Here is a 19,347-nt window from a genome sequence, read left to right as displayed (position 1 = left end):
CGGTTACTCCTGGATACTCGGATTGGATTGCGATTCTGCTTCGCCTTCGGCGTGCTCAGCCTTGCCCTTGCCCATGGCCAGACCGGCACGCTCGTGCTTGGTCAGGATGTGCTGGAACAGGTCCGGGGTGACCGAGGAGAAGTAGGTGGCCGGCACGTTCTCGCTCGGCTTGGCCAGCGCGGGGAAGCCTTCCTCGGTGAGGCCGGCCTGGGCGGACTTGACCTTGGCGACCCAGTCCTGGAAGCCCTGCTCGGAAGTGGCGATGGCCTTGAACTTCATGCCGGAGAAGCCGGCGCCGCTGTAGTTCGCGGAGATGCCGTCGAACACGCCTTCTTCGTTGGCGATCAGGTGCAGCTTGGTCAGCATCCCGGTCATCGAGTAGATCTGGCTACCCAGCTGCGGGATGAAGAAGGAGTTCATCACGGTGTCCGAGGTGATCTGGAAGTTCACCGGGGTGTCTTTCGGGAAGGCGATCTCGTTGACGGTCGCGATGCCCTGCTCCGGGTAGATGAACAGCCATTTCCAGTCCAGCGAGACGGCCTGGATGGTGATCGGCTTGACGTCGGAATCCAGCGGGCGGTAGGGGTCCAGCTTGTGGGTGGATTCCCAGGTCAGCCAGCCGAGGATGGCGATGATGATGCAGGGCACCAGCCACACCACCACTTCGATGCGGGTGGAGTGCGCCCAGTCGGGCATGTAGGTGGCCTTGGTGTTGGAAGCGCGGTACTTCCAGGCGAATGCCAGGGTCATGACGATCACCGGCACCACCACGAGCAGCATCAGCAGGGTACAGGTGATGATCAGCGACTTCTCGTCAGCACCGATCTGCCCCTTGGGGTCGAACAGGACCATGTTGCAACCGCCCAGGGAGAGCAGCGGGAGCAGCAAGGACAATCTCTTCAGGTATCCAGAGTACTGGTCTATTTTCATCTTGCGGCCTTAATGGATGAACATAGCTACACCGCCCATGAGATTTACCCACGCAGGGTTCATGCTCGACGAACTGCCCGCCGCGCCTTCCGAGGCGAGACGTCTTGGTGGATCCATGGGGTAGCGAATCGGCGCTGCAAGAAAACAAGGCAAAAGGAACCCAGCCCGGCTTTCGCGTAGCGAAACCGATCCGTGTGCTGATTCGTTCCGTGTTATTCAGCGTGTTGGCACCTGCCCTGCCGCTCCCTTGGGAAGCCTGCCTGGCCGATACCTGTTCACGAGCGGATTGCCCTACTCGTCGTTGAGCAGAAACCCACCACAGTCAGCCCCTCGTTGTTATTCCAGCACCGCCTGCGGCGAGTGCCTGCCAAGGTTCTGCGACGCTGGAACCGAGGCGCTATGGGGTCAGGAATGGGCGGGCGATATTACAAGACATTTCAGAAACCACTGGCAAGGCCCCGCCCCTTCATTTTTAACAAGACATTTTCTCGCCAGGGTTAAGAATGGCTGCCGTGGCTGCTCGAAAAACGATCAATTCCCGCAGGAAATGCAAGGTTGGAAAATCGCTTTCCGGCGCCTTCCGAACGCCATCGTCAAGATGCCTGGATGCCCCGCCTGGCGCGGCATCCAGCCGCATCGGGAGCGCCCCTTGGAAGACGCCCTAGAACAGCTTCGCCAGTCTGGAAATGACGCCGATCAAGCCGATTGAAAATGTGCTCGCAGATGCCCTGCGCAGAGTGCGACACATCGCCGCATCAAGCGGTTCGAGGGGGAAAAGCGTTTCAGATTCTGACGGGATGGCCGTTTTTGACTGGGCAAAAATCGGCCGGATATGACTGATTTCGCGATGAGTACAAACGGCGAAAAACATTAGCCCGGCGAAATGACAGCCTCATTACGAATGGCTCGGCTTTTCGTAGGAGCGAGCTTGCTCGCGAACCGTGCTCACCGGTGGCTGCATTGTTTCGGTCTGGCTCCTTACCCTCTCCCCAGCCCTCTCCCTGAAGGGAGAGGGAGCTTGTCCGTGCCGAGATAGGGAATGGTTTCAGCCGGAAATTGCCTGATAACCGGCTAACGCCACAGCACCAACCCCTGCCCAACGGTCCCCTCTCCCTTCAGGGCGGGGCGCGCAGCCGAGGGTTAGGGAGCGGGAGCGGAGTTGACCCCGAGCGCAGACGTCACCGGCCGGTTCGCGAGCAAGCTCGCTCCTACGAAATCGAGCAAGCCCCGCCTACCGCCTCGAATGCCACAGCCATGAAACGAAAAAACCCGCGATCTCGACGAGACCGCGGGCTTTTCGTTGCCGTTCGCCTAAGCGATCGGCTGGAAGATGGTGGGTCGTGTAGGATTCGAACCTACGACCAATTGGTTAAAAGCCAACTGCTCTACCGACTGAGCTAACGACCCTCGATATGGTCGGGGTAGAGAGATTCGAACTCCCGACATCCTGCTCCCAAAGCAGGCGCGCTACCGGACTGCGCTATACCCCGCTTGGAAGTTGGCTCCGCGACCTGGACTCGAACCAGGGACCCAGTGATTAACAGTCACTTGCTCTACCGACTGAGCTATCGCGGAACGACGAGCCTTCCAATCCCTTCTACGTTTCGGCTTTCGCCGTTTCCCGTATCAGAGGCGCGCCATTTTACGGGTCTCGAACGGACTGTCAACCCTCTGATCCAAAAAGTTTTTCTTCTTTTTCTTTGCAGGCCGGCAGGCAGATTGCTATATCTGCATAAAACCCAAGTTGCCTCGCCCGCAGGCGATGAGATCACGGACAGGATCGCCCATGAGTTCGAAGGACACCCCGCCGTCTCCCAACGTCGCCAGCCGGGCCATCCAGCCACGCTTCGGCGAACTGGTACAGGGCTGCCGGCAATTGGCGATGAACCACCTGGCAGAGCTCTTGGGTGCGGTCTTCGCACAGGTCGACGACACCCTCTTCGAATGCGCCGAGAAAGCCGAGAACAACCAGGTGCAGGCGTTGTTCTTCGACAGCATGCGCGAGATCCGCCGCCAGCGCCCCACCCTCGAGCGCCTCTACCACCAGCGTTTCGCCAAGGGCCTGAGCGACTTCATGCAGGGCACCCTGCCCTCCCGGGCGCACCTGGAGGAGCTGGACGTCGAGCAGTTGTCCCTGGTCGGCAACGAGGAATACGAGGAAACCCTGCTCGTTACCAACATGGTGAACCAGGTCAAGGCGCAGTGCGCGCAGTCCCTGTTCGCCCTGGACCAGCGCCTGGCCCTGCTCAACAACGGCAGCAAGCTGGCCGAGGACAGCAACCCCTTCGGGCCCCAGGCCATCGCCCAGTGCTTCCGCGAGATGCTCGCGGAAAGCCGCTTCGCCCTGCGCATCAAGACCGTGCTCTATGTATTGTTCGACCAGCAGGTGATGCGCAACCTGCCGCCTCTCTATGAACAGCTGAACCGGCGCCTGACCGAGGCCGGCATCCTGCCCAACCTGCGCTACCGCCCCCAGCAGGGCTCGCACCCGGCACCACGCCCGGCATCACAGGCCCCCGGGCAGGCCACGCCAACGCCGCCGACAGGTGCCGCCGGCGGCAATGCCACGCAGCCCCAGGGCGCTCCGGGCGCCTCCAGCACAACCGAGGCGCCGCCGCTGGACTTCAGCGAGCTGCCGCCCTACCCGCCCAGCGACCAGCAGGCCCTCTACGGCGGCCTCAATGCCCTGCTCGCCGAACACCGGCGGCGCGGCCTGGACAACTTCGGCAACAGCGACAGCATCGTCCGCCTGACGCCACGCAGCGCCACCCGCACCTACAGCGCCGGGGAACTGCTCGACGCGCTCAACCGCCTGCAGCGCATCTCCGCCCAGGACCTCGCCCGGCGCATCCGCCAGCCCCAGGCGGTGCAGCAGTTCAAGGAAGAGCTGCACCAACAACTGGAGGCCAGCAGCGACCACCCCGGGCAGAACAAGCTGACCGACCAGGAAGCCGACGTCATCGACCTGGTGGGCATGGTCTTCGACTTCATCCTCGATGACGAGAGCCTGCCGGACAGCTGCAAGACCACCCTCTCGCACCTGCACACCCCCTTCCTCAAGGTGGCCCTGCTGGACAAGGCGCTGTTCACCCAGCACCACCACCCGGCCCGCCGCCTGCTCAACGCCATGGCCCAGGCCGGCTCGCTGTATGGCGGCGACGGCGAGGAGCGCGGGCTGCTGGCGAAGATGCACTGGGTGGTGGAGCGGGTGATCCAGGACTTCGCCGGCGAGCTGCGCCTGTTCGACGAGCTGCTCGGCGACTTCAACGAATACATCGCCAACATCCGCCAGAAGGCCGAACTGCGCGAACGCCGCGCCACCGAGGCGGCCCGCGGCCGCGACCGCCTGCTGGGCGCGCGCGAGCAGGCGATCGAGGTCATCCGCCGGGCCACCGCCGAGCGCGAGCTGCCGCAACTGGTGCGCAACTTCCTCGACCTCAGCTGGGCGGACGCCCTGACCTTCATCCTCCTGCGCAACGGCGACGACAGCGACGAATGGCGCCGCGCCTGCGAGATCGCCGAACAACTGGCCTGGAGCGTCACGCCGCAGGACAGCGCCGGCCGTGAGCGCCTGCAGGCCCTGCGCCCGGCGCTGCTGGAGGACCTGCGCAAGGGCCTGGAAGTGCTCGGCGGCTACCATGAGGACGGCATTCGCCGCCTGCTGCAGGACCTGGTCGCCTGCCAGCACGCGATCCAGGCCCAGCAGCCTGAAATCGCCGCCAAGCTGCACCCCGAACTGCCGGAAAGCCCGCTGGGGGCGATGCTCGACGGCGAAACCGTGGCCGAGCGGCAGACCGAGGAAAGCCTGTCCATCCGCGCCCGGGCGATCATGGAGGAGCTGCGCCGCATCGAGTTCGGCACCTGGTTCGAGTTCACCGACAGCACGCCGCCACGGCGCCTCAAGCTGTCCTGGTTCAGCCCCACCACGCGCAACTATATGTTCGTCGACCACCTGGGGCAGCGCGTCGCGGTCAAACCCATCGGCCAGTTGGCACTGGAGATGGAACAGGGCAAGGTACGCCTGGCCGGGGCCGGACAGCAGCCCCTGGTCGACCGCGCACTGGGTGCCATCTACCGCATGTTGCAGCGCTTTGCCGGGCGCCCCAACAGCCCATCCGAGGAGTAAGCGATGGACGAACGCCGCCAGCACAACCGGCACCGCACGGACCTGAAGGTCGAGGTCTTCGACCGCCACACCGGACGCAGCCTCGGCCGCCTGGCCGACCTGTCCATCGAAGGCTTCATGCTCTGTGGCGTCGACGTGCCGGCGGCGGACTCGGTGCTGGAATGCCGCCTGGTGCCCCTGCCACCGCTGCACGAGGTAGGCGAGATAACGCTGGGCGCCGACTGCCTGTGGAGCCGCAAGGGCGCCGACGGCCAGCTGGACTGGGCGGGCTTCCACATCATCGACCTGGCGGACGACCAGGCGAAGGCGCTGGAAGAGCTGATCGCGCATCTCTGAGGGCGCTTCGCGCTATGCGAACCATCCTCCGATATCCCATCACTTGGTGAGCTCCTCGTAGGAGCGAGCTTGCTCACGAATGGCAGCCGCCGGTAGCGCAGGTGCTTCAGGTTTACTCCGCCCCCTCTCCCCAGCCCTCTCCCTGAAGGGAGAGGGGGCTTGTCCGTGCCGAGAGAAGGCCTGGTTCCAGCCGGCAGCTTTTGGCATTGCCGGCTGACTCCAGAACACCAGCGCCTGCCCAACGGTCCCCTCTCCCTTCAGGGCAGGGCGCGCAGCCGAGGGTTAGGGAGAGGGCGTTCTTCAGGACATGCACCGAACCTGACCAGCAGAACGCTGTTCGCGAGCAAGCTCGCTCCTACAAAAGCAAAAAGCAAAAAAGAAAAAGCCCCGCAACGCGGGGCTTTTTCACAGCTACCGAGGTCAGGCGAAGACGATCTCGTCGTCCTCCACCTTGGCGTGGATCTTCGCGCCGGGGAGGAACTTGCCGGCCAGGATCAGCTGCGCCAGCGGGTTCTCGATCCAGCGCTGGATCGCGCGCTTGAGCGGGCGGGCGCCGTACACCGGGTCGAAGCCGACGGCGATCAGCTTGTCCATCGCCTCCGTGCTCAGCTCCAGGCTCAGCTCGCGCTCGGCCAGGCGCTTGCGCAGGCGGCCCATCTGGATCTCGGCGATGCCGGCGATCTGCTCGCGGGCCAGCGGCTCGAACACCACCACCTCGTCGATCCGGTTGATGAACTCCGGACGGAAGTGCGCGTTCACCGCGTCCATCACTGCCGCGTGCTGCGCCTCGCGGTCGCCGACCAGTTCCTGGATCTGCGCCGAACCGAGGTTGGAGGTCATCACCACCACAGTGTTGCGGAAGTCCACGGTACGGCCATGGCTGTCGGTCAGGCGGCCGTCTTCGAGCACCTGCAGGAGGATGTTGAAGACGTCCGGGTGGGCTTTCTCCACCTCGTCCAGCAGCACCACCGAGTACGGCTTGCGGCGCACGGCCTCGGTCAGGTAGCCGCCTTCCTCGTAGCCGACGTAGCCCGGCGGGGCGCCGATCAGGCGGGCCACCGAGTGTTTCTCCATGAACTCCGACATGTCGATGCGCACCAGCGCTTCCTCGGTGTCGAAGAGGAACTCGGCAAGGGCCTTGCACAGCTCGGTCTTGCCCACCCCGGTCGGGCCGAGGAACAGGAAGGAACCGCTGGGCCGGTTGGGGTCGGCCAGGCCGGCGCGGGAACGGCGCACGGCGTTGGATACCGCGACCACCGCCTCGTGCTGGCCGATGACGCGCTTGTGCAGCTCGTCTTCCATGCGCAGCAGCTTCTCGCGCTCGCCTTCGAGCATCTTCGACACCGGGATGCCGGTCCACTTGGACACGACCTCGGCGATTTCCTCGTCGGTCACCTTGTTGCGCAGCAGCTGGTTCTCCGGCTTGCCGTGCTGGTCGACCATCTGCAGGCTGCGCTCAAGGTCGGGGATCACCCCGTACTGCAGCTCGGCCATGCGGTTGAGGTCGCCCTTGCGGCGGGCCAGCTCCAGCTCGGTCCTGGCCTGCTCGATCTTCTGCTGGATCTGCGCCGAGCCTTGCACCTCGGCCTTCTCCGACTTCCAGATCTCTTCCAGGTCGGCGTATTCGCGCTCGAGCTTGGCGATGTCTTCTTCCAGCTTGGCCAGGCGTTTCTTGGTGGCCTCGTCGTCTTCCTTCTTCAGCGCCTCGCGCTCGATCTTCAGCTGGATCAGGCGGCGGTCCAGGCGGTCCAGCTCCTCCGGCTTGGAGTCGATCTCCATGCGGATGCGGCTGGCCGCCTCGTCGATCAGGTCGATGGCCTTGTCCGGCAACTGGCGGTCGGTGATGTAGCGGTGCGACAGCTTGGCCGCGGCAATGATGGCGCCGTCGGTGATGGTCACCCCGTGGTGCACCTCGTAGCGCTCCTTCAGGCCGCGCAGGATGGCAATGGTGTCTTCCTCGCTGGGCTCGTCCACCAGCACCTTCTGGAAGCGCCGCTCCAGCGCCGCGTCCTTCTCGATGTACTGGCGGTACTCGTCCAGGGTGGTGGCGCCGACGCAGTGCAGCTCGCCGCGGGCCAGGGCCGGCTTGAGCATGTTGCCGGCGTCCATGGCGCCCTCGGCCTTGCCGGCGCCGACCATGGTGTGCAACTCGTCGATGAACAGGATGATCCGGCCCTCCTGCTTGGACAGCTCGTTGAGCACCGCCTTCAGGCGCTCCTCGAACTCGCCGCGGAACTTGGCGCCGGCGATCAGCGCGCCCATGTCCAGGGCCAGCAGGCGCTTGTCCTTGAGGCCGTCGGGCACTTCGCCGTTGACGATGCGCTGGGCCAGGCCCTCGACGATGGCGGTCTTGCCCACGCCGGGCTCGCCGATCAGCACCGGGTTGTTCTTGGTGCGCCGCTGCAGGACCTGGATGGTCCGGCGGATCTCGTCGTCACGGCCGATCACCGGGTCGAGCTTGCCGTCCTCGGCGCGCTTGGTCATGTCCACGGTGTACTTGTCCAGGGCCTGGCGCGATTCCTCGGCGTTGGGGTCGTTGACCGCCTCGCCGCCGCGCAGGTTGTTCACCGCGTTCTCCAGGGCCTTCTTCGACACGCCCTGGCCGAGCAGCAGCTTGCCGAGCTTGGCGTTGTCGTCCAGGGCGGCGAGCAGCACCAGCTCGCTGGAGATGAACTGGTCGCCCTTCTGCTGGGCGAGGCGGTCGGCCTGGTTGAGCAGGCGCGCCAGGTCCTGCGAGAGGTTCACGTCGCCCGTGGGGTTCTGGATCTTCGGCAGCGCGTCCAGCTCCTTGTTCAGGGCCGCGCGCAGGGCCGGGATATCGAAGCCGACCTGCATCAGCAGGGGCTTGATGGAACCGCCCTGCTGTTCGAGCAGGGCAGAGAGCAGGTGCACCGGCTCGATGGCCGGGTGATCGTGGCCAACGGCCAGGGACTGGGCATCGGACAGCGCCAGTTGCAGCTTGCTGGTCAAACGGTCGATTCGCATGGAGTTCGTCCTTCCTTCTAGATAGCGGGTCGGAGCGATACCTGCCCCTGGTGAAGAAACAACCCGCCGGGATGCCAGTTAGATAAGGTCGATTTTGGCTGCTTCAAGCCATTTGGCCATGACGCCGGTCAGTTCGTGCCGGCGTAGGGCCACCACGGCAGCGGCATTCGCAGGGGGAACGGCGTAGGCGGGGATTGTGTAGGAGCGAGCTTGCTCGCGAATGGGCCCCGCTGCGGAGCCTGTTCGCGAGCAAGCTCGCTCCTACGAAGATCGGGACCTACAGAGTCAGGCCAACCACACCAGGCTGGCCTGGCGGCCGGTGCGCGGATTGCGGCGGTAGGAATAGAAGCGCTCGGTGTCACTGAAGGTGCACAGGCCACCGCCGTAGACGGCGCTGACGCCCCGCGCGGCCAGGCGGATGCGCGCCAGCTGGTAGATGTCGGCCATGTAGCGGCCGGCATTGGCGCTGGGCACGAAGGCCGCCGCGGCCTCGGCGTGGTCGGCGAGGAAGGCTTCGCGCACCTCGGGGCCGACCTCGAAGGCCTGCGGGCCGATGGCCGGGCCGAGCCAGACCAGCACGTCCTCCGGCGGCACCGCCAGCTTGTCCAGGGTGGCCTCCAGCACGCCGCCGGCCAGCCCGCGCCAGCCGGCATGGGCCGCCGCCACGCGGGTACCGGCGCGGTCGCAGAACAGCGCCGGCAGGCAATCGGCGGTGAGCACCGCGCAGGCGATGCCCGGCGTGGCGCTCCAGTTGCCGTCGGCGGTCGCGACGCGGGACGGGTCGGCTTCCACCACCTCGATGCCGTGCACCTGGCTCAGCCAGGCCGGCCGGCAACCCTGCGCCTGCTCCAGGCGGTGGCGGTTCTCGGCCACCGCGGCCGGCTCGTCGCCGACGTGGTCGCCGAGGTTGAAGCTGTCGAACGGCGCCTGGCTCACCCCGCCGGCGCGGGTGCTGACGCAGGCGCGCACGTTGGCCGGGGCCGGCCAGTCGGGGACGAGCCAGGGCGTGGTCATACGAAGGACTCGTTGTCCTGGCGCAACAGGCTGAGCAGCCAGGTGAAGTCGTCGGGCAGCGGCGACTCCCACTTCATGCGCTCGCCGCTGGCCGGGTGGTCCAGTTCCAGGAAGCGCGCATGCAGAGCCTGGCGCGGGAAGTCGCGCAGCGACTCGACCAGGGTCGGGCTGGCCCCCGGCGGAATGCGGAAACGCCCGCCGTAGACCGGGTCGCCCACCAGCGGGAAGCCGATGTGCGACATATGCACGCGGATCTGGTGGGTGCGGCCGGTCTCCAGCTTCACCCGGGTGTGGGTGTGCGAGCGGAAGCGCTCCAGCACCCGGTAATGGCTGATCGCCTGCTTGCCGGTGGGCACCACCGCCATCTTCTGGCGCATCACGCCATGGCGGCTGATGGGCGCGTCGATCGTGCCGCCGGCGACTATCACCCCCACCACTATGGCCTCGTACACGCGGCTGACGCTGCGCGCCTGCAACTGGGCGACCAGGTTGGTGTGGGCTTCCAGGGTCTTGGCCACCACCATCAGGCCGGTGGTGTCCTTGTCCAGGCGGTGCACGATGCCGGCGCGCGGCACGTTGGCCAGGTGCGGCACGTGGTGCAGCAGGGCATTGAGCAGGGTGCCGTCCTGGTGCCCGGCGGCCGGGTGGACCACCAGCCCCGCGGGCTTGTCGAGCACCAGGATGTGCTCGTCCTCGAAGACGATGTCCAGCTCGATGTCCTGGGCCTTCCACTCGCCCTGGGCCTCCAGTTGCACCTCCAGCGCCAGGCGCGAGCCAGCGTGGATGATGTCCTTCGGGCGCAGCACGGCGCCGTCGACGGTCAGGTGGCCGTCCTTGATCCAGCCGGCCAGGCGCGAGCGGGAGTGTTCGGGGAAGAGTTGTGCGGCGACCTGGTCGAGGCGTTGGCCGCCCAGGTCGAACGGCACTTCTGCCGCCAGTTGGATGAGATCGGACATGATGGGACACAGTAGGCGCGCCACCTTTTGGTGGGCGGCACGCTGTGGTTAAATACGGGGCCTTTGTCCCAGGGGTTCGCCTGGGGCGCCAATCATAACAGACGGATGCGGCCGCGACAGCCGACCGTCCAGGGACGCAAGCCGCCATGCAAGTGAAACACCTGCTGCTGATCGCCACCCTCGTCTTGGTCTCCGCCTGCTCGTCCAAGGGCGACAAGGTCGACGAGAACCTGAGCGAGAGCCAGCTGTACCAGCAGGCGCAGGAAGACCTCGGCAACAACAGCTACACCAACGCCATCAACAAGCTGAAGGCGCTGGAGTCCCGCTACCCGTTCGGCCGCTACGCCGAGCAGGCGCAGCTGGAGCTGATCTACGCCAACTACAAGAACGCCGAGCCGGAAGCCGCGCGTTCGGCGGCGGAACGCTTCATCCGCCTGCACCCGCAGCACCCGAACGTCGACTACGCCTACTACATGAAGGGCCTGGCCTCCTTCGACCAGGACCGCGGCCTGATGGCGCGCTTCCTGCCGCTGGACCTGACCAAGCGCGACCCGGGTGCGGCGCGCGACTCCTTCAACGAGTTCGCCCAGCTCACCAGCCGCTTCCCCAACAGCCGCTACGCCCCGGACGCCAAGGCGCGCATGGTCTACCTGCGCAACCTGCTGGCGGCCTACGAAGTGCACGTCGGCCACTACTACCTCAAGCGCAAGGCCTACGTGGCCGCCGCCAACCGTGGCCGCTACGTGGTGGAGAACTTCCAGGAGACCCCGGCCGTCGGCGATGGCCTGGCGATCATGACCGAGGCCTACCAGCGCCTGGGCCTGAACGACCTGGCCGACAGCAGCCTGCAGACCCTCAAGCTCAACTACCCGGACAACCCCAGCCTGAAGGACGGCCAGTTCGTACCCCGCGAGGACGACGACAGCAGCCGCTCCTGGCTGGCCAAGGCCACCCTCGGCCTGATCGACTCCAACACCGCGCCGCCGCAGATGGAAACCCAGGCGAGCAAGGACGTGATGCGCCAGTACGAGGATGCCCGCCAGCAGATCCCGCGGGAACTGCAGCCGGAGCACCAGGACGAGGAAGTCGAGAAGCCCGACACCAGCGGCAAGAAGAGCCACTCCTGGTGGCACTACCTGACCTTCGGCCTGGTCGACTGATCGACCCGCCATGCAGAGGGAGGCTCCGGCCTCCCTTTTTCATGCCCGCACGGATCCTCCGCACAGTAGCGGGCAGCGCGACTTGTACGCCGTGGTGGCTCGGATAAACTGCGGCTCTTCGAGACAAAAGGGAACGCCATGGTCCGCCTGCTGTTCTGGATCCTCCTCATCGCCCTGATCTGGTGGCTGTGGCGCAAGGCCACCCGCCCGCAACGCCCGCCCCAGGCGCCGCCGGACGACCAGGCCGAGCCCATGGTGCGCTGCGCCCAGTGCGGCGTGCACGTGCCGCGCGCCAAGGCGTTGCAGCACGAGCAGCGCTGGTATTGCAGCCAGGCCCACCTACAGCAGGACAGCCAGCGGCATGGCTAGGGCCATCCCCATCAGCGGCCAGCAGGGGCAGCGCATCCTCCGCCTGTACCACCTGTACCGCCTGAGCATCGGCCTGCTGCTGGTGCTGCTGATCTCCAGCGACCTCGACGACCGGGTGCTCAACGTCGGCCAGTCCGCGCTGTTCCATGCCAGTTGCTGGAGCTACCTGATCGTCAACATCCTGATCGCCGTGCTGATGCCGACGCCGCGCCAGCTGCTGCCGATCTTCCTGCTGGCGCTGTTCGACATCCTCGCGCTGTGCGGCCTGTTCTACGCCGCCGGCGGCGTGCCCAGCGGCATCGGCAACCTGCTGGTGGTGGCGGTGGGCATCGCCAACATCCTGCTGCGCGGGCGCATCGGCCTGCTGATCGCCGCCGTCGCCGCCATCGGCATGATCTACCTGACCTTCTACCTCAGCCTCAGCCAGCCCACGGCGATCAACCACTACGTCCAGGCCGGCAGCCTGGGCGCCCTGAGCTTCGCCGCCGCCCTGCTGCTGCAGGGGCTGGCACGGCGCCAGCAACTCACCGAGCACCTGGCCGAGGAACGCGCCACCACCGTGGCCAACCTCGAGGAACTCAACGCCCTCATCCTGCAGCGCATGCGCACCGGCATCCTGGTGCTGGACAGCCGGCACCGGGTGCTGCTGGCCAACCAGAGCGCCCTGGGCCTGCTGGCCCAGCCGGACCTGGAAGGCAAGCTCGCCACCGCGCAATGCCCGGAACTGCTCGAAAGCCTGCAGCAGTGGGTACAGAACCCCTCGCTGCGCCCGCCGAGCCTGCAGGCGCCCGAAGGCGGCCCCATGCTGCAGCCGAGCTTCATCCCCCTGCGCCGCGGCGAAGAGCAGCACACCCTGGTGTTCCTCGAGGACATCTCGCAGATCGCCCAGCAGGCCCAGCAACTCAAGCTGGCGGCCCTGGGCCGGCTGACCGCCGGCATCGCCCACGAGATCCGCAACCCGCTGGGGGCCATCAGCCACGCCGCGCAACTGCTGCAGGAGTCAGACGCGCTTGACGCCCCCGACCGGCGCCTGACGCAGATCATCCAGGACCAGTCGCGGCGCATGAACCTGGTGATCGAGAACGTCCTGCAGCTGTCGCGGCGGCGCCAGGCCGAACCGCAGCAGCTGGACCTCAAGCAGTGGCTGCAACGCTTCACCGACGAGCAGCGCGAAGGCCTGCGCGGCGACCAGCAGATCCACCTGCAACTGGGCGGCGGCGAGATCCAGACGCGCATGGACCCCAGCCAGCTCACCCAGGTGCTGGGTAACCTGGTGCAGAATGGGTTACGGTACAGTGCGAGGCAGAACGGCAGCGGCCAGGTGTGGCTGAACCTGTTCCGCGACAAGGACAGCGACCTGCCGGTGCTGGAGGTGCTCGACGACGGCCCCGGCATCGCCCCGGAGCAGCTGGGCAAGCTGTTCGAGCCCTTCTTCACCACCGAGAGCAAGGGCACCGGGCTGGGCCTGTACATTTCCCGCGAGCTGTGCGAAAGCAACCAGGCCCGCATCGACTTCAAGAACCGCGACGAAGGCGGTGGCGGCTTCCGCATCACCTTCGCCCACCCGCGCAAGCAGAGCTGACAGAAAAGAGCATGAGCCGGCAAAAAGCCCTGATCGTCGACGACGAACCGGATATCCGCGAGCTGCTGGAAATCACCCTCGGCCGCATGAAGCTGGACACCCGCAGCGCCCGCAACGTCAAGGAAGCCAAGGAATACCTGGCCCGCGAACCCTTCGACCTGTGCCTGACCGACATGCGCCTGCCCGACGGCACCGGCATGGACCTGGTGCAGCACATCCAGCAGCGCCATCCCCAGGTGCCGGTGGCCATGATCACCGCCTTCGGCAGCCTGGACACCGCGGTCAACGCGCTCAAGGCCGGCGCCTTCGACTTCCTCACCAAGCCGGTGGACCTCGGCCGCCTGCGCGAACTGGTGGCCACGGCCCTGCGCCTGCGCTCGCCGGGCGCGGAGGATGCGCCGGTGGACAACCGCCTGCTCGGCGATTCGCCGCCGATGCGGCAGATGCGCAACCAGATCGCCAAGCTGGCGCGCAGCCAGGCGCCGGTCTACATCAGCGGCGAATCCGGCAGCGGCAAGGAGCTGGTGGCCCGGCTGATCCACGAGCAGGGCCCGCGCAGCGAAGTGGCCTTCGTCCCGGTGAACTGCGGCGCCATCCCCTCCGAGCTGATGGAAAGCGAATTCTTCGGGCACAAGAAAGGCAGCTTCACCGGCGCGGTCGAGGACAAGCAGGGCCTGTTCCAGGCCGCCAACGGCGGCACCCTGTTCCTCGACGAGGTGGCCGACCTGCCATTGCCGATGCAGGTGAAACTGCTGCGCGCCATCCAGGAGAAGGCCGTGCGCGCGGTGGGCGGCCAGCAGGAAGTGGCGGTGGACGTGCGCATCCTCTGCGCCACCCACAAGGACCTGGCCGCGGAAGTCGCCGCCGGCCGCTTCCGCCAGGACCTCTACTACCGCCTGAACGTCATCGAGCTGCGCGTGCCGCCGCTGCGCGAGCGCCGCGAGGACATCCCGCTGCTCACCGAACGCGTGCTCAAGCGCCTGGCCAGCGACAGCGGCCTGGCGGCGGCCCAGGTCAGCGCCGACGCCCTGGAGAAGCTGAAGAGCTACCGCTTCCCGGGCAACGTGCGCGAACTGGAGAACATGCTCGAGCGCGCCTACACCCTGTGCGAGGACGACGTCATCCAGCCCCAGGACCTGCGCTTCGCCGAGGCCACCGGCAACAGCGAAGCCGGCGAGGCCAGCCTGGCGCAGATCGACAACCTCGAGGACTACCTCGAAGAGATCGAGCGCAAGCTGATCATGCAGGCCCTGGAAGAAACCCGCTGGAACCGCACCGCCGCCGCCCAGCGCCTGGGCCTGACCTTCCGCTCCATGCGCTACCGGCTGAAGAAGCTCGGTATCGATTGATCAAGTGCCCGGGCAGAACCCACCCATGACGTAGGGCGGATAACGTTCCACGTTATCCGCCGTTTAACCTCGCTCCCCGGCCGGCTCGGGATTCGACCTTGGCGTGGGCGCTGACCCCAGGCGGCTCCAAGCTTGACCTTGGCGCTGGCTATCACATGGGATAAACGGCGGATAACCGCGAACGGTTATTCGCCCTACGCAAATCCCACCCATGACGTACGTATCAGGCCAGCGGCGTCGCCACCAGGCGCCCTGCTGGTGCATAGGGCTGCGCCTCGATGATCGGCTCGCGCTTCAGCATCAGGTCTGCCAGCAGGCGGCAGGAAGCCGGCGCCAGCACCAGGCCGTTGCGGTAGTGCCCGGTGTTCAGCCACAGCCCCTCGCGCCCCGGCACCTGGCCGATGAAGGGAATGCCCTCGGGCGAGCCCGGCCGCAACCCCGCCCAGTGCCCCACCGGTGCTTGCCCGGCAAGGGCCGGCAGCAGCTCCTCGGCGGAAGCGCGCAGGCTGGCCAGGGCCTCGTCCGTGGGCGTCTTGTCGAACCCGGCGTGCTCCAGGGTGCTACCCACCAGGATATGGCCGTCGCGCCGGGGAATGGCATAGCGCCCCTTGGCCAGCACCATGCTGGAAAGAAAATCCGCCGCGCACTTGTAGAGGATCATCTGCCCCTTCACCGGCGCGACCGGCAGCTCCAGGCCCAGGCTGGCCAGCAGCTCGCCGCTCCAGGCGCCGGCCGCCAGCACGGTCGTCTCGGCCCGCAGTTCGCCGGCGGCGCAACGCACACCGCGAATGGCACCCTGCTCATGAATGAAGCCGCTGACCTCGCAAGCTTCCCGCACCTCGACGTTCGGCATGCGCCGCAACGCCTCGCGCAGCGAACGCGCCAGCCGCGGGTTGCGCACGTTGGCCACGCCCGGCATGTGGACCGCTTTCCGGAAACCGGCCCCCAGCGCGGGAACGGCATCGTGGACCGCCGAGATATCCACCTCCCGCAGCGGGCGAGCGTTGGCGCGGGCCCAGGCCAGGGCCTCGGCCTGGTCGTCCAGGTCCAGCCAGTAGAGGCCGGTGACGTGCACCTCGGGGTCGACGCCGGTGTCCTCCAGGAGTTGCTGGCCCAGCGCCGGGTAGAAGTCCTGCGACCAGTGCGCCAGGTTCGCCACCGCCCGGCTGTAGCGCCAGGGGTAGAGCGGGGAAACGATGCCGCCGCCGGCCCAGGAGGCCTCGCGCCCGGTCTCGCCACGCTCGACGAGGGTCACCCGCAACCCTTCGCGCCCCAGGGTCCAGGCGCTCAACAGCCCGACAACGCCACCACCGACAAGCAGAACATCCGACATACCGCTGCACCTCGAACCGACAGGAAACCGGACGGTCATCCGGCGCGCCACTATACCAACCCCGCCAAAGCGAAGCGCCCTACACCTTCGCCGGAAGCGACGCGCAACACCCTGGGCCCAGGCAGAGCGCCCAAGGCCCGATACTGCGACGGTGGGATAGCGCCAGGGATGGCACCATGCAAAAGAATCGCGGATTCAGCCTGCTGGAAGCACTGCTCTCGATCCTCCTGCTCTGGCTGGTCGCCAGCCTGGCCGTACCGGCCTTCGACAACCTGCTCCAGTCCCAGCGCAGCCTGGTCGCCCTGCACAGCCTGCGCGGTGCCCTGAGCCATGCCCGGCAAACCGCGGTCTTCACCGGCCGCCCGGTCAGCGTCGCGGCCCACGAAGGCGACTGGGCCAACGGCTGGGCGCTGTTCCACGACGACGACAACGACGGCCGGCCGCAACCCGGCGAGCCCCCGCTGCGCCTGCACCCGGCCCTGGAAGACGTGGAAATACGCCCGGACAGCACCTCCCGCCACTACATCCACTACCGCCCCCAGGGCCACGCCATCCGCCCCAACGGCGCCTTCCATGCCGGCCACCTGAAGGTCTGCTCCCGGCACGCCACCAGCCACCAGATCGTGATCAACCGCAGCGGCCGCATCCGCACCGAAAGCGCCCCCAGCGCCAGCCTCTGCCCACGCTGACCAGTACACAACCGCTCTGCGACTGAGGTCACAGATGACCGCCGGGCATGACCGGACATCGCGCGATTTGTATCGGCCATCCAACAAAAAGGGACATTTCCCACACAAATAGGCAGCATTTCCCTCAAGGTAAACAGGAGGAATGCGCCATGTCGCGCCCCCAGAAAATGGCGGGGTTCACTTTGATCGAGTTGATGATCGTGGTAGCGCTGCTGGTGATATTCGTCAGCATCGCGTTGCCCAGTTTCAGCTACCTGATCAAGACCAACCGGACTCAGAGCGCCGCCAGCGAACTCGCCTCCCTGCTGCAATACGCCCGCGCCGAGGCGGTGACGCGCAATGTCGACATCACTGCGGCAGCCAGCAGCGGAGCCTGGACAGTCAGCCAGGGCAATACCGCCCTTCGCCAACTGGATAGCCAGCAAAGCGCCCTCAGCATCCTGCCGGCCACTGCCTCGGTGACCTTCTATCCGAACGGCACCGCCTCCGCCAACACCAGTATCTACATCTGCCAGGACGGTGACGCCGCCACCGGCTATCAACTGACCGTCAGCGTGGCTGGGCAGGTCAGAGTCTGGCCCCGGGGCACGTCGGACGAAGGTGAAGCACTTGGGAGTTGCGGATCATGAATGACGTTCGCAGGCAATCCTCTGGCTTCAGCCTGATCGAAGTGCTGGTTGCTCTGCTGCTGATCTGCATCGGCGTGCTGGGCATGGTCGCCATGCAGGGGCGCACGGTGCAGTACACCCAGGACTCGGTGCAGCGCAGCAGCGCCGCCATGCTCGCCAACGAGATGCTGGAGATCATGCGCAGCAACCGCGACCAGGTCTATACCGCCAGCGGCAACCTCAACCCGAACTCGGCATATTTCACCGGCAGCGACGGCTACCCGGAGGCGCCCGAGGAGGGAACCTGCCAGCCGCTGCCCGCCAACGCCGATCCCGCCAAGCAGCTCAACTGCTGGCTGACCCGCGTGCAGGAGACCCTGCCCGGCGCCGCCGGCCTTGCGGCCGAGGTGCACGTCTGCCGGGCGGGGAACACCGCCGGCACTTGTGGAAACGCAGGCCGCGCCATCGAAATCCAGGTGGCCTGGCGGGTGAAGAACGGAGAATGCCTGGATGCGACGGACACTGACAGCAACAGCGACAAGACCATCTGCCGCTATCGGGTAAGAGCGGAAATCTGAGGCGGACCAGCATGCAGAAGCGCCAGCAAGGCCTGTCCCTGATCGAGCTGATGGTCGCCCTGACCGTCAGCAGCTTCCTGATCATCGGGATAGTGCAGATCTTCATCGACAACAAGAACACCTTCGTCTTCCAGCAGGCCCAGACGGAGAACCAGGAAAACAGCCGCTACACCTTCCTGCTACTCGACCAGGAACTGAGCAAGACCGGTTATCGGCGGCAGCCGGACAGGGGCTTCGATACCAGCTTCCCTGCAGTCACCTCGCAAAGCACTCCTGCTCCGCCAGCCGGTTGCAGTTTCCTGGAAGGTCGGACCGTCTCTCTGGCGAACGGCGGCGGTATCTGTATCCGCTATGAGCCCCGCGACCCTGACGAGCGCAATTGCCTAGGGGCGAAGCCCGCCGACGGAACCGTTCCCGACGAGCCCTATACCACCAGCACACTGACCGTGATGGAAAGGTTCTACGTTGACGACAACGAGCTCAAGTGTGCAGTTGGTGGCGATGAGGAGGTCATTCTGCGAGGCGTCGCCGACATACAGTTCGAATACGGCGTCGGCCCCCAGACCGATGAGCGCCAGATCGATACCTACACGACCTCCCCGGGTACCCAGCCGATCCGGGCGGTGCGCTATGCAGCCCTGATGATGAGTTCGGTCAATGCCCGCCAGGGCATGGACAGCGCCACCCTGACGCAATGGAAGGCCCGCTATCCCGACTCCAGCATCGGCACCGACAACGGGCAGCTCTACCAGATCGCCCAAGGCTCGATCACCCTCAGGAACCTCATGCCATGAATGCATCCCGCCAGTCGCAGCAGGGCGCGATCCTGTTCGTCTCGCTGATCATCCTGCTGGTCATCTCCGTGCTGGCCATTTCCAGCGTCCGCCAATCGGCCCTGGAGGCCCGCATCACCGGCAGCGTGGCCGAGGAGAAGCGCCTGTTCAACAGCGCCGAGTCGGCGCTACGCAACACCGAGGAAAGCCTCAGCGAGTCGCTGCTGCCGCCCGACCGCTGCCCGGCGGATACCACCGCCGATAACCTGCCCTGTATCTGGAACAAGACACCCAACGACTATTCCCAGGACTTCTCCGACGCCCTGGGCTACACCGGCAACGGCGTTACCCCCTCCACGCAGACCACCAGTGTCAGTCGCTACATGATCGCAGCCCCCAGCGGCAGCGTCGGCGGCCAGTCGATCAACCCCGAGTACGGCTCGATGATGCTGGGCAACGGCACCTTCTTCTATGAAGTGAACAGCCGCGCCGCCAGCAACAACCGCGAGGCCCCACTGCGTTCCGTGGTGGCCCGGGTATACAACAACTGACCCCCAGG

The 19,347-nt window shown here is 66.2% G+C and carries 16 protein-coding genes and 3 tRNA genes; 11 read left to right on the top strand and 8 right to left on the bottom strand.

Annotated features, from left to right (window positions below; translation table 11 throughout):
* Positions 1-3 precede the first annotated feature (3 nt).
* The 4 genes from cyoA to VV867_RS03490 form a co-directional block, all read right to left on the bottom strand.
* Positions 4-930 (bottom strand): ubiquinol oxidase subunit II, encoded by a 927-nt coding sequence (gene cyoA / locus VV867_RS03505; protein WP_328565627.1) that lies wholly within the window; start codon positions 928-930, stop codon positions 4-6.
* Positions 931-2,261: 1,331 nt separating this feature from the next.
* Positions 2,262-2,337, bottom strand: a tRNA-Lys gene (locus tag VV867_RS03500).
* A 6-nt stretch (positions 2,338-2,343) separates the two neighbouring features.
* Positions 2,344-2,420, bottom strand: a tRNA-Pro gene (locus tag VV867_RS03495).
* Positions 2,421-2,429: 9 nt separating this feature from the next.
* Positions 2,430-2,505: transfer RNA gene (locus tag VV867_RS03490), tRNA-Asn, on the bottom strand.
* Between the two features lie 211 nt (positions 2,506-2,716).
* Between VV867_RS03490 and VV867_RS03485 the strand changes: the two genes are divergently transcribed.
* Entirely contained in the window at positions 2,717-5,056 is a 2,340-nt protein-coding gene (locus tag VV867_RS03485) for a DUF1631 domain-containing protein (protein WP_328565626.1), read from the top strand.
* A gap of 3 nt (positions 5,057-5,059) precedes the next feature.
* Positions 5,060-5,392 (top strand): PilZ domain-containing protein, encoded by a 333-nt coding sequence (locus VV867_RS03480; RefSeq protein ID WP_328565625.1) that lies wholly within the window; start codon positions 5,060-5,062, stop codon positions 5,390-5,392.
* Positions 5,393-5,812: 420 nt separating this feature from the next.
* Here VV867_RS03480 and clpB read toward each other — a convergent pair whose 3' ends face one another.
* The 3 genes from clpB to rluD form a co-directional block, all read right to left on the bottom strand.
* Complete coding sequence (gene clpB / locus VV867_RS03475) at positions 5,813-8,377, bottom strand: ATP-dependent chaperone ClpB (RefSeq protein WP_328565624.1); 2,565 nt, start codon at positions 8,375-8,377, stop codon at positions 5,813-5,815.
* A gap of 285 nt (positions 8,378-8,662) precedes the next feature.
* Positions 8,663-9,391 carry a peptidoglycan editing factor PgeF gene (pgeF, locus tag VV867_RS03470; protein WP_328565623.1) on the bottom strand — a complete coding sequence of 243 codons (729 nt, stop codon included), beginning with the start codon at positions 9,389-9,391 and terminating at the stop codon, positions 8,663-8,665.
* Entirely contained in the window at positions 9,388-10,347 is a 960-nt protein-coding gene (rluD, locus tag VV867_RS03465) for a 23S rRNA pseudouridine(1911/1915/1917) synthase RluD (RefSeq protein ID WP_109934241.1), read from the bottom strand. Before rluD ends, pgeF begins: the two co-directional genes overlap by 4 nt.
* Positions 10,348-10,493: 146 nt before the next feature.
* Here rluD and VV867_RS03460 point away from each other — a divergent pair, with 146 nt between their 5' ends.
* The 4 genes from VV867_RS03460 (at position 10,494) to VV867_RS03445 (ending at position 14,807) form a co-directional block, all read left to right on the top strand.
* The gene (locus tag VV867_RS03460) at positions 10,494-11,507 is read left to right on the top strand and encodes an outer membrane protein assembly factor BamD (RefSeq protein WP_089390498.1); all 1,014 of its coding nucleotides are present in this window, start codon (positions 10,494-10,496) and stop codon (positions 11,505-11,507) included.
* A 138-nt stretch (positions 11,508-11,645) separates the two neighbouring features.
* Entirely contained in the window at positions 11,646-11,876 is a 231-nt protein-coding gene (locus VV867_RS03455; RefSeq protein ID WP_089390497.1) for a PP0621 family protein, read from the top strand.
* Positions 11,869-13,458 carry a sensor histidine kinase gene (locus tag VV867_RS03450; protein ID WP_328565622.1) on the top strand — a complete coding sequence of 530 codons (1,590 nt, stop codon included), beginning with the start codon at positions 11,869-11,871 and terminating at the stop codon, positions 13,456-13,458. The genes VV867_RS03455 and VV867_RS03450 overlap by 8 nt, the downstream gene beginning before the upstream one ends.
* Positions 13,459-13,469: 11 nt before the next feature.
* The gene (locus tag VV867_RS03445) at positions 13,470-14,807 is read left to right on the top strand and encodes a sigma-54-dependent transcriptional regulator (RefSeq protein WP_089390495.1); all 1,338 of its coding nucleotides are present in this window, start codon (positions 13,470-13,472) and stop codon (positions 14,805-14,807) included.
* A 223-nt stretch (positions 14,808-15,030) separates the two neighbouring features.
* Here the strand turns inward: VV867_RS03445 and thiO are convergent, their stop codons facing one another.
* Entirely contained in the window at positions 15,031-16,140 is a 1,110-nt protein-coding gene (thiO, locus tag VV867_RS03440; protein WP_328565621.1) for a glycine oxidase ThiO, read from the bottom strand.
* A 176-nt stretch (positions 16,141-16,316) separates the two neighbouring features.
* Between thiO and VV867_RS03435 the strand changes: the two genes are divergently transcribed.
* The 5 genes from VV867_RS03435 (at position 16,317) to VV867_RS03415 (ending at position 19,339) form a co-directional block, all read left to right on the top strand.
* Complete coding sequence (locus VV867_RS03435; protein ID WP_328565620.1) at positions 16,317-16,829, top strand: GspH/FimT family pseudopilin; 513 nt, start codon at positions 16,317-16,319, stop codon at positions 16,827-16,829.
* Positions 16,830-16,978: 149 nt separating this feature from the next.
* A complete protein-coding gene (locus VV867_RS03430) occupies positions 16,979-17,458 on the top strand; it encodes a GspH/FimT family pseudopilin (protein WP_167364780.1) in 480 nt (159 codons plus the stop codon).
* Positions 17,455-18,015, top strand: coding sequence for a type IV pilus modification protein PilV (gene pilV / locus VV867_RS03425; RefSeq protein ID WP_328565619.1), 561 nt, complete (start codon positions 17,455-17,457; stop codon positions 18,013-18,015). Before VV867_RS03430 ends, pilV begins: the two co-directional genes overlap by 4 nt.
* 11 nt (positions 18,016-18,026) lie before the next feature.
* On the top strand, positions 18,027-18,809 hold the full coding sequence (locus VV867_RS03420; RefSeq protein WP_328565618.1) for a PilW family protein: 783 nt from the start codon (positions 18,027-18,029) through the stop codon (positions 18,807-18,809).
* Complete coding sequence (locus VV867_RS03415; protein WP_328565617.1) at positions 18,806-19,339, top strand: pilus assembly PilX family protein; 534 nt, start codon at positions 18,806-18,808, stop codon at positions 19,337-19,339. The genes VV867_RS03420 and VV867_RS03415 overlap by 4 nt, the downstream gene beginning before the upstream one ends.
* Positions 19,340-19,347 lie beyond the last annotated feature (8 nt).

Source organism: Pseudomonas sp. JH-2, assembly GCF_036231725.1.
GTDB classification, from domain to species: Bacteria; Pseudomonadota; Gammaproteobacteria; order Pseudomonadales; family Pseudomonadaceae; genus Pseudomonas; species Pseudomonas delhiensis.
The sequence above is the reverse complement of the archived record's forward strand: the minus strand, read 5'-3'. Positions and strand labels throughout refer to the sequence as shown.